Source organism: Dehalococcoidales bacterium (genome assembly GCA_030698765.1).
Classification (GTDB): domain Bacteria; phylum Chloroflexota; class Dehalococcoidia; order Dehalococcoidales; family UBA2162; genus JAUYMF01.
The window spans coordinates 1-9,193 of sequence record JAUYMF010000051.1 but is presented as its reverse complement, the minus strand read 5'-3'; the positions used below and the strand labels follow the sequence as shown (position 1 = coordinate 9,193).

The following is a 9,193-nucleotide window of genomic DNA, read 5'->3' as shown; positions in this document are numbered from 1 at the left end:
CACCGCTGTAGCCCTTGAGCCAGGGCCACCATACGGTATAGGAATAGGGCGCCGGTAAGGGCAGGTAGTATGCCTGCTCAATGACGTGAGGGACGACCTTCCCCAGCAGAGGGTAGGCACTGGCATCGTCGAGCATGAAATAGCGGGCAAATTCTACGAGTGCCTCGTTGATCAGAGGATCATCGACCATACTGACGTTGTTGGAGTCCTCTATTCGAAACGGCTGCCACGCATATGGAGTGCTGGTAGCGCTCCATATCGCTTCTTTGTGCGTTCTTCCCTGTTCAATCGAGGCGAAAACACCCGATTCCTTGACTGCCAGCTCTACTTCCACGCCAATTTGAGCCAGGTAGAATTTTGCCAGGGATGCCTCGTCTACGTTGTCCTCCTCCAGGATCAACTCCATCTTGAAGCCATCCGGGTAGCCGGCGTCAGCCAGAAGCTGTTTTGCCTTATCGGGGTTATATGTGTAAACCTCCCGCGCCGATGCCGGGAGCTGGTCAAAGGGGGTGTTGAGGCCGAGCGAAATCCAGTCCGGCCCGCCCTGTACCGGCCAGGTGTAGAGGTCAGCTTCCCCGCCATAAAAGTCCCTGATTATCGCCTCCCGGTCGATAGCCATGGACATCGCCCGCCGTACTCTGGCATCATACCAGGGAAGCGCCGGGTTGTCCGTCCTCATGCCGATGGTATTGCCGCGCCGGTGCGCCGCGTTGAATTGCAGTGCGGGATTGGTGTTGAGCAAGCTCCTCGCTTCCTCCCGGGTAAGCCCGGCTCTCTCGCCGAGGTGGTCGAGCTTGGCGGTGCGCAGCGCCGCCATCTGGGTGGACCTGTCCGGTATATAGAACCACCTGATTTCGTCAACGTAGGGCAACTGGTTTCCCTTCCCCGGGCCAACCGGGTCCGTCCGCCAGTAGGTGGGGTTTCTGACAAAGGTCGCCCCCGTATTAGGAAGATATTCTTTGAGCATGAAAGGGCCGGTGCCAACGTGGTTCGCCGGGTCATTCTCGTCGAAATTCTTGAGAACTTCAGGTGGCCACATATTCATTGATTGGGCGGTCCATTTGAACAGAGAGCCCAGGGTAGCCGGGTTCCCCTTGATTTCGATTGTCCACTTGTCAAGAGCCTTGATAGATGTCGGCTGCTCTTCCGGCATCAGCCGTGCCTCGGCATAAGTTGGTCTTTTCAAAGCCCTCGAAGTACCCTCGGGTACCAGGCCAAACCCGCGCAGGTAAGTGAACTCGGCGTCATAGGCGTCGGCCTCGCGGCCGCCGACCATCCGGCTGGCTTCGCTCGCTGGGTTGAGTGCCCAGTGATTGCCCTTGCGGATATGAAAGATAAAAGTATCGTTGCCGACAAATTCCCAGCTCTCGGCAAAGGCTCCGGAAAAGTGAAGCGGGGAGACAACCTCGGTGACACCCTCATATTCGCCGGTGCCGTAGCCACCGGCCTGCCCCTTGGCCCAGTCCGCCGCCATCATCTTTTCCATGATTTGGGCCGAATGTTTGGGACTCGAGCCGCCGCGTAGCTGGTCGCTAAAGGCCCTCTGCTCTACTCTCCAGTACCTTAGTATCCCGCCATGTTGCGGGACTTCTGCTGAGGGTGTTGTTGGTGTAGTCGGGGTTGTGGGCGTGGTTGGTGTGGTCGGGGTTGTCGGTGTGGTTGGTGTCGTTGGCGCGGTCGGGGTTGTTGGGGATGGAGCGCAGGATGCCAGCACCATGGATAATACTATTAAGCAGCTAGTCAATAACCAAATCCCATTCCTTTTCATTTCCTTTACCTCCTCAAAATTTTCAGCGGGACTGGATCAGTTATAGAAAACGATATTGACTTGGTCTTATAGTAATGGCTGATAGCTGGATACAGAAAAAATCAGAAGGAACCCCCAAGAATGAATCATTTATAATATGAGTCTATAGCTTTTGTCAAGTTTTGTTTGAATTTACCGGGGAGATTGTGTTGCTATTGTGTTGAAAGGAGAAGAATCCGGGTTTATCTTTGGGGGTTATTTATCCCGAGGACCTGGTCTTTGCCGGTCGCCCTTTGTTAAATATACCAGTTGATGGTGCTGGTGCCGGCTATCTTTAAAAAGGCGGTCAGCCCCATTACCCTGTCCACCTCGTCTACCAGTTCCGCCGCCGTAATATTAAGGGCGGCCATCGCATTGGGGCAGGCATAAAGCTTCAGCTCCAGTATCCTGGCATCGGTGAGCTGGCTTTCCAGCGACTGGATACCGCCCGTTTTCAGGCCGCGTTCGATACTGGCGCGTACCACCGGGGTTGTCTCTTCACCTAATTCGTTCAGATGTCCCTTGGTGAACCGCCTGAGCCCATCGTAGGTCAGCAGGATATGGGCTTCAACACTGTCGTGTTCGGCAACCAGGCTATCGGCATAATCGCCGAGGAACTCTCTCTCAGGGTAGGATAAAGCTGCTCCTCTTCATAACGGAAGTGCGGGCCAACCATCTTATCTATTTCCCCCAGGATGTTCCGAGCTTTATCCAGCTCTCCGGCTTCAGCCGCTCCGGCCAGGTCAAGCAGGCTATCTCTCACCTTTCGGTGGTCCTCCCGAAACTCAACAATCGGGTCCAGTTTCACCATTCCTTGTTCCTCCTTTTCAACAGGGGCTTATTTTCAGAGCTTTTTTATCTTTACAATCCAGTCTTTCGGCCCCTGCTGCTCGTATTCCCATTCATACTGGGCCTTGTATTCCGCCTCGAACTGGTAGTGCAGAGGTTTGGGGTCGTGGTCGTTAATGATTTTCAGGGTCTCGCCGGATTTCAGCGCATCCCACTTTTCGAATATCAGTTCGTGCCTTTCAAAGGGCATTATCGTTCTCAGGTCAAGTTCAACCAAGTTACCATCCTCCTTTTTCCGGTCTTCCGGGGTAAAGCAGCAGTATCCCAGCTCATCACAGAGCCTTTTTACCCTGTCCCAATCCTCCGGACTGAGCACCTGAAGAGCTATCTGGTAGAGGATATTATTTTCCTTGAAGATGTGGCTGTCCAGTTCCGTGGTCAGGTATTCGCTTAGCTCGATGACTCTGGTCTTAAACTCCTCGAAGTCATGGTCAGCGGCATTATTAGCCAGCTGGTAAAGCTCCTGTTTCCTCTTCCTGAATTCGATGTGATCCAGCTTCATTATCTCGGCTGGCTCGACGATATCACGCTTTATCAGTTCCGGGAAGAGTATATCTTCTTCTCTCTGGTGATGGCTTTCCGCCTCCACCAGATGGTGGGCGATGTCCTTCAGCTTTTCCAGGTCCTGCCCCAAGCTCTCAAAGCTGTCCGTATCTCTTAGCCTGGCTGCCAGAGAACTCAGTTCCTTCAGACTTTCCAGGATGACCTCATGCTCAGCCATGAAAGTATGTACCGGGTGCGGGGGCAAGACGTCTATCCTCTTGGCGACCAGGGTATCCTTCAAGACCTCGAGGTGAATATCGCACAGGCTTTTCCTGATTTCATCATGGGAGACTCCTTCCCGTATCAGTTCCTGCTCCATGACTCCCAGGGTAGTGGCATCAACCGACTGAAGAAGTTCCCTTGCCCTCTCCTTTGCGTCCTGAGATACCTGCCCGCCCTTCAGTTCCGTGATTAGTTCCCTGAACTGCTCCTTCTTGGTCCCTTCCTTGGGAGCGGTCCGGGTGACCTGTAATATCCACTCGTCAGGCCCTTCCTTCTCGTAATTAACCTCGAATTCACCCTGGGCTTTCAGCAAGTAGACCAGAGGAACGGGGTTGAATTCCACCACAATCCGGGCGGTCTCTCCGGGCTTGAGTCCCTGGACTCCGGGGAAAATCAGCCCCTCTTTTTCCTCATGTCCTAATCCTTTAACATCGATTGTTTTTACTGCGTTCATCTTAGTTCCTCCTTTCTTCTATTTTCAGCCAGTTTTCAATCTCTTTTTCTTCAATAAGCATACCTTTAACTTTAGCTGTCCAGAGTTCCTGAAATTCTTCCTTTTCCTCTTTCCTGGCCGCCTCCCAGAGTACCTTCTCCATCAGTTCTCCCAGCCGCCTCCCTTTCTCTGTCGGGAAAGGGACCTGCTGCGGGTAGAATTTGACCAGGACGGAGTTACCATTATCCAGCCTCTTGAATTCAAAGCACATTGCCTGAGGGTCAATTTTCTCCGGGTCAAATCTGAGCAGGTCTTTTCTCTTAAATTTGTGACCCAGCCCCTTGAAACCGGTAGCCGGAGCGGCACCGGTAAAGAAACTGAAGACCTGGGCCATGACGCCATAGACCCCTTCTTCCGGGTTTCCGTAAACGGTAACGGCAATCTCTCCTCTGACCGGGACTTCTTCATCCGGGTAGAGCGCCTCCAGGGCTTTCCGGCAGGACAGGTAAGCTCCTGTCACCGTCGGGCAGGCGTGCCCCGCCATCTTCACCGCTTCAGCAAAGGTATATTCCACAACAGCGTCCTCCGTACTAAAGGCGCCCAGCGTCTCCGTCAGGGGTTCCTTCAACCTGATTGCTTTAGCTTCTTTGATGAAGTCACGGAAAATGTCTTTCATATGCCTGCCTTAATGAGTATTTCGCCTGCCTTGATGTAAACAACGCTCTGTCAAGCTGCTTTCCGTTTTACACGGCTATCAGTTCTTTGATTTCAGGAACTTCTTCCTTAATTACCCGTTCCACTCCCATACGGAGCGTCATCGTTGACATCGGACAACTGCCACAGGCGCCGGTAAGGGTTACCGTGACCACGCCGTCCTTGACATCTACCAACTCAACATCCCCGCCATCCGCCTGTAATGCCGGTCGTATCCTCTCCAACGCCGCCTCTACTTTTTCTCTCATTGTGGTTGCCTCCTTTTTATCCTGTTTATTTACTCACTACTTTAGACGCTGACAAATTTCCACCGATTAGTGATTTCGGCAAGCTCCTGCTCCCCAAGTAAACCCTTGGCTAAGGGCAGCAGCGATTCATTCTCTTTCTTGATATGTTCCCGCAGCAGGTGGTCAATATGGCTGCTGATTTCCTCAACCTGAGGCGGGATAGCCTCGGATGGCTGGCTGCCGTCCTCCTGCAGTTCTGCCAGTTTTTCCTTGAGATGGTCGTACCACCGCCATATTTCGTCGTGATCTTGCTGCAATAGGCGCGTCGGGCTTTTCTCCCGTCCGAGGTGTTTCTCCAGGGATGGGAAAAGAAGCTCTTCCTCGCGCCGGAAGTGCAGTCCCACATCTTTATCAAAGAAGTCAAGTATCCTGGCAAGGTGGTCGATTCCCTTCCCCCATACGGCGGAATTGGGTGTGGTGCTGCCCAGCTTTAGACAGAGGCTGGCGGCGCGTAACAGGCCGATATTCTCCAGAACCCGGTCATGCTCCCGCTTGAGAATATCCAGCGGACTGTCTGTTGCTGAAAGGGCTTCCTCCGCCCCCGGCCGCAACCTTTCATAGACCTCAGGGCCGACGCATTCTTTAGCCTGGGGACACCAGTCAATACATGAAGCCTGCTGCGCCCGGAATACCATAGTACCGCATCCGGGACATTTTGCCTTCAGTTCGTCAGTCCAGATTTCTACTTCCCGGCTGCAATCAGGGCAGTTAATGAATTCAGGTCTCGGTTCACGGATGACCCGGGACCCCGGACACGACTTATCGAAAACCATACCCTTCCTCCTGCCGACTGATTTACCTTCAATTTAACATCATCGCGTCATACTGCATACGACTTTTGTCGTATACGCTGAATTGTGAAATACTTAGAATTGTTATAATTAAGGGTTATGATTTGAATCTGACGTTTGGCGATTGAATGAGGAGAGAATGAATAGCCCCATTAGCTCAGATAAGAACATTAAATCCTGGAGAAAAGCGGCCAGGGGGCGGCTTCGCCTGGAGCTGGCGGGATTGTCTTTTGCTCTCAGCAAGGGCTTCAGCCCTGAGGACTATGCCCGTCACCTCTGGGGTAAAGGCGCCCTAAACTGGATAAAGAAGACCAGACCGGGCGCTGCGGAGTATCTGCTTAAGGAAGCCAGGGCTTTCCAGGAGTTCTATCCGGAGGTCGTCTTCGAGGTGGTGGAGACGGGAGATGAAAAAGCGGAGCTAGTTTTTACCGGGGGCTGCCTGGGTGGGTGGGGGAGAGACCATTGGGCGGTGGCCAGGAGCCTCGGTCTGACCCAGCAGGATATATGCGCCTACTGCGGTGAAGCCTTCCGTGTCTGGGCGGAGCCACTGGGTCTTGATGTCAGCATCGGCCCGGAAAATGGTGCAAATTGCCGGCTGCGCGTAACCAGACATTGAATCCTTGTGGTGGTTGACTTAAATCTTTTCGGCGATGATACCAGCAATGGCCCCGCGTCCGGCGATGATTCCTTCGTGATAGCGGAGGCAGCGGAAATCCCGGAACATATTGAGCAGTTCATTATGATTGAGCAGGTAGTCCGGGTTACGCGGTTTGCCCAGCCTCGCCTGGTCAATAATATAGGTCTCATAGATTACCATGCCTCCCCGCCGCAGCCTCTCCTTTATTCGCGGTATCAGTGAGCGTTGCAGGTAATTGAAGCAGATAATGACATCATACTTGCCGGTTTCAATATGATAGTCGCCTTCCAGATCGGCAACCTGCGCCCTGATGGTAACTCCGGCGTTTCGGGCTGATTCCAGAGCGTTGCTTATCGCTTCCGGCGATATATCAATGCCTTCTACGGTAAATCCCATTTCCGCCAGGTAAATGGCGTTTCGCCCGCTGCCCATCGCCACGTCAAGGGCGCGTCCTCCGGGCAGGAGGTCTATGTTTTCGACCAGGAACCGGGACGGTTCAGAACCTCCGTGGTTGTGATTCATGATGCTCCACTGAGAAACTCTATTGCCCGGCCAGCTTCCGGGCGATTGTGGCAACATGGCGACCCTGAAAGCGAGCCATCGCCAGTTCATTCTCACTGGGCAGACGGCTGCCATCGCCACCGGCAATAGTGCTGGCCCCGTAGGGACTGCCGCCAGTTATCTCGTTCAAAGTGGTCTGGCGGGACTCGGAATAGGGTAAGCCAACAATAATCATGCCCAGGTGAAGCAGGGTAGTATGGAAACTGGTGATGGTTGTCTCCTGTCCGCCGTGTTGCGTGGCGCTGGAGGTGAAAACGCTGCCCACTTTTCCGACCAGGGCATTCTGCGCCCAAAGGGTCCCGGTCTGGTCGAGGAAGTTACGCATCTGGGCGCACATATTACCGAAACGGGTCGGCGCGCCGAAGATAATGGCGTCGGCGTCGGCCAGGTCGTCGACTTTAGCGACAGGGATATGGACGAAGGCTGCGCGCGCTTGCTTGGCCCCGGATTCTTCCAGCACCTCCTCCGGGACCAGTTCCGGGACTTGAAGTATCTCTACTTCCGCTCCATCTACTTCGCGGGCGCCTTCGGCTACAGCCTCAGCCATCCGGTAGATGTGGCCGTACATGCTGTAGAAAACTATCTTTATCTTCATTACCGAAATTCTCCCTCCTTCATTCCTGATAGCTTAATATCAAAAGTGAGTTCCTTCTCGTCACTTAAATTGTACGATCGCCATTGCGAGCGTAGCGAAGCAATCCGTTTCTCGGGGTAGCGGATTGCTTCGGGCTTCGCCCTCGCAATGACAGTTTTGGTGGCTCTCTATTAAACGAAGGATTAAGTGTTACAGCGTACTAATAGCTCAACACTAACCCCACACCCGGATTCTTCGTCGCTTCGCTCCTCAAAATGACATTTGATATAAGACTATTCCTAAGGCTGTTTAGAGATAACCATCAGTGATGATAGACCGGTTGTTTAGCCGCCGTCAGTCTGGGGAAAAGCAACCTCGGTATAGAGGAACTCCACTCTCTGTTTATGGCTGAGTTCCTGCCCGGCCAGGTCTTCAAGCAGTCTTTTCACTTCCCCGGCGGGATGGATTGCCGCCAGGTTGAGGTAGAACTCATGGGACATTTTTTCACGGTTGGCTGCCAGCAGAAAGACGTCCCTTAACGGCATATTGGGAGTTGCTTCTGCTCCGTCAAAGTGTTCCGCAATCCTGTAATCGATGACCCCCTGCCTGCTCAGCGCCCCCTCCTTGAACTCACCCCGCCGGTAGCGTTCCAGCATCTCCTGATGCCTCCGCTCCTGTCGGACCATCTCCTGGAAAGCATCCCTGGCTGCTGGTTCCTTCACTCTATGGCTCAGGTCAGTATATAGGTTCTGCGACTCGATTTCTTTCCGGACGGCCTTTTCCAGGACCTCATCCAGTGTCAGATGACTTACCATTTATCCTTTCTCCTTTTCCCGGTAAGATAGCGGAACCGGTGCTGGAATAGCGGATAGCGCTCTCGTTGCACTGTCAGCAAATATGTGCCAGCCTTCTCTTCTCCTGTCAGCAGGCAGGGCAGACAAGATCGCAGTAAATATGTGGTTATCAATTACCTTTCCACGAGGTTATGGTTTATCTCCCAGTCTTAAGTACCGGCGGTTGCCCCCGGCGCTTTCACCATCAAGACCGGTACCGGGCTGGCGCGGAAGACCTTGTCGGCAACGCTGCCGTAAGCCCACCGGCTGATGCCAGACCTGCCGTGACTGGCCATAACGATGAGGTCGCAGTCTTCGTTTTCGGCGTAGGCGGCTATTTCCTCTGCCGGCTGTCCCAGCAGCACCCTGGTACGTACCTTAATCCCCTTATCCTGCAGTTTCCTGGCCAGCTTATTGAGATATTTGTTAGCCTGCTCCTGTTTTTTGCCGATGGAGAGGGGTAGTTTGGTAATTGGTTCAGGTTCAGGCAGGGATTCGAGTACGGTTTCAGGCGCGGATAACGGTGCCGGGTGGCGGGCGGAGCTGCGGATGACCGGTCTCTCGGCGCTCAGGCGTTCGGTTACGTTTAGGAGGATGACCTCTTCAGTGCTGCAACCTTTAGCCAGTGTTTCGACATGTGGAAGCACGCATTCGGCTAACTCGGAGCCGTCTACCGGGACTAAAATTCTCCTGTACATATTATTACCTCCATTTCCGCTTTTATCAGGCAGCGGTCATTTTTCCCTTTAGCTCCGAGAGTCGTCTCAGATGCATTTTTTCCTCGGCGATTATTCTGTTTAGCGTCGGGTGGGCTGGCGGTGGTACTATCTCTTTCATCTCGTACCTCCTTCCACAATTTATGTAGACAGGTTACCGTTCTATTATCCCTGTAACCAGAGGATCAGGTAGCATTTTTACCTTGCCTCCCTGACTCTCTTGAGTTCCTGGTAGCTTCTGATTACT

Annotated in this window: 12 protein-coding genes; 1 reads left to right on the top strand and 11 read right to left on the bottom strand. The window is 53.3% G+C overall.

Features of this window, described 5'->3' with window-relative positions:
• The 7 genes from Q8Q07_02590 to Q8Q07_02560 form a co-directional block, all read right to left on the bottom strand.
• Positions 1 to 1,744 (bottom strand): ABC transporter substrate-binding protein (locus tag Q8Q07_02590; protein MDP3879179.1); only part of this gene is annotated, 1,744 nt, incomplete at its 3' end.
• 299 nt (positions 1,745 to 2,043) lie between these two features.
• The gene (locus Q8Q07_02585) at positions 2,044 to 2,271 is read right to left on the bottom strand and encodes a DsrE/DsrF/DrsH-like family protein (GenBank protein ID MDP3879178.1); all 228 of its coding nucleotides are present in this window, start codon (positions 2,269 to 2,271) and stop codon (positions 2,044 to 2,046) included.
• Between the two features lie 65 nt (positions 2,272 to 2,336).
• Positions 2,337 to 2,597 carry a hemerythrin domain-containing protein gene (locus tag Q8Q07_02580; GenBank protein MDP3879177.1) on the bottom strand — a complete coding sequence of 87 codons (261 nt, stop codon included), beginning with the start codon at positions 2,595 to 2,597 and terminating at the stop codon, positions 2,337 to 2,339.
• 33 nt (positions 2,598 to 2,630) lie between these two features.
• Positions 2,631 to 3,854, bottom strand: a complete 1,224-nt coding sequence (locus Q8Q07_02575) for a DUF438 domain-containing protein (GenBank protein MDP3879176.1) — start codon at positions 3,852 to 3,854, stop codon at positions 2,631 to 2,633.
• Between the two features lies 1 nt (position 3,855).
• Positions 3,856 to 4,509 carry an FmdE family protein gene (locus tag Q8Q07_02570; GenBank protein MDP3879175.1) on the bottom strand — a complete coding sequence of 218 codons (654 nt, stop codon included), beginning with the start codon at positions 4,507 to 4,509 and terminating at the stop codon, positions 3,856 to 3,858.
• A gap of 67 nt (positions 4,510 to 4,576) precedes the next feature.
• A complete protein-coding gene (locus tag Q8Q07_02565; protein ID MDP3879174.1) occupies positions 4,577 to 4,795 on the bottom strand; it encodes a NifU family protein in 219 nt (72 codons plus the stop codon).
• A 41-nt stretch (positions 4,796 to 4,836) separates the two neighbouring features.
• Positions 4,837 to 5,607 (bottom strand): hemerythrin domain-containing protein, encoded by a 771-nt coding sequence (locus Q8Q07_02560; GenBank protein MDP3879173.1) that lies wholly within the window; start codon positions 5,605 to 5,607, stop codon positions 4,837 to 4,839.
• A gap of 157 nt (positions 5,608 to 5,764) precedes the next feature.
• On the opposite strand from Q8Q07_02560, the gene Q8Q07_02555 reads away from it, so the two are divergent.
• Positions 5,765 to 6,241 carry a hypothetical protein gene (locus tag Q8Q07_02555; protein MDP3879172.1) on the top strand — a complete coding sequence of 159 codons (477 nt, stop codon included), beginning with the start codon at positions 5,765 to 5,767 and terminating at the stop codon, positions 6,239 to 6,241.
• Between the two features lie 18 nt (positions 6,242 to 6,259).
• Here Q8Q07_02555 and Q8Q07_02550 read toward each other — a convergent pair whose 3' ends face one another.
• The 4 genes from Q8Q07_02550 to Q8Q07_02535 all read right to left on the bottom strand — a co-directional run bounded on the left by Q8Q07_02550 (position 6,260) and on the right by Q8Q07_02535 (position 8,928).
• Complete coding sequence (locus Q8Q07_02550) at positions 6,260 to 6,784, bottom strand: class I SAM-dependent methyltransferase (protein MDP3879171.1); 525 nt, start codon at positions 6,782 to 6,784, stop codon at positions 6,260 to 6,262.
• A 19-nt stretch (positions 6,785 to 6,803) separates the two neighbouring features.
• Positions 6,804 to 7,418, bottom strand: coding sequence for an NAD(P)H:quinone oxidoreductase (gene wrbA / locus Q8Q07_02545; protein ID MDP3879170.1), 615 nt, complete (start codon positions 7,416 to 7,418; stop codon positions 6,804 to 6,806).
• Between the two features lie 323 nt (positions 7,419 to 7,741).
• Complete coding sequence (locus tag Q8Q07_02540) at positions 7,742 to 8,212, bottom strand: ferritin family protein (protein MDP3879169.1); 471 nt, start codon at positions 8,210 to 8,212, stop codon at positions 7,742 to 7,744.
• Positions 8,213 to 8,400: 188 nt separating this feature from the next.
• The gene (locus Q8Q07_02535) at positions 8,401 to 8,928 is read right to left on the bottom strand and encodes a universal stress protein (GenBank protein ID MDP3879168.1); all 528 of its coding nucleotides are present in this window, start codon (positions 8,926 to 8,928) and stop codon (positions 8,401 to 8,403) included.
• Positions 8,929 to 9,193 lie beyond the last annotated feature (265 nt).

Bases quoted from the DNA above. Each gene is read 5' to 3' on its own strand.
- Q8Q07_02580 (MDP3879177.1), bottom strand. From the start codon at position 2,597: ATGGTGAAACTGGACCCGATTGTTGAGTTTCGGGAGGACCACCGAAAG.
- Q8Q07_02575 (MDP3879176.1), bottom strand. From the start codon at position 3,854: ATGAACGCAGTAAAAACAATCGATGTTAAAGGATTAGGACATGAGGAA.
- Q8Q07_02570 (MDP3879175.1), bottom strand. From the start codon at position 4,509: ATGAAAGACATTTTCCGTGACTTCATCAAAGAAGCTAAAGCAATCAGG.
- Q8Q07_02565 (MDP3879174.1), bottom strand. From the start codon at position 4,795: ATGAGAGAAAAAGTAGAGGCGGCGTTGGAGAGGATACGACCGGCATTA.
- Q8Q07_02560 (MDP3879173.1), bottom strand. From the start codon at position 5,607: ATGGTTTTCGATAAGTCGTGTCCGGGGTCCCGGGTCATCCGTGAACCG.
- Q8Q07_02555 (MDP3879172.1), top strand. From the start codon at position 5,765: ATGAATAGCCCCATTAGCTCAGATAAGAACATTAAATCCTGGAGAAAA.
- Q8Q07_02550 (MDP3879171.1), bottom strand. From the start codon at position 6,784: ATGAATCACAACCACGGAGGTTCTGAACCGTCCCGGTTCCTGGTCGAA.
- wrbA (MDP3879170.1), bottom strand. From the start codon at position 7,418: ATGAAGATAAAGATAGTTTTCTACAGCATGTACGGCCACATCTACCGG.
- Q8Q07_02540 (MDP3879169.1), bottom strand. From the start codon at position 8,212: ATGGTAAGTCATCTGACACTGGATGAGGTCCTGGAAAAGGCCGTCCGG.
- Q8Q07_02535 (MDP3879168.1), bottom strand. From the start codon at position 8,928: ATGTACAGGAGAATTTTAGTCCCGGTAGACGGCTCCGAGTTAGCCGAA.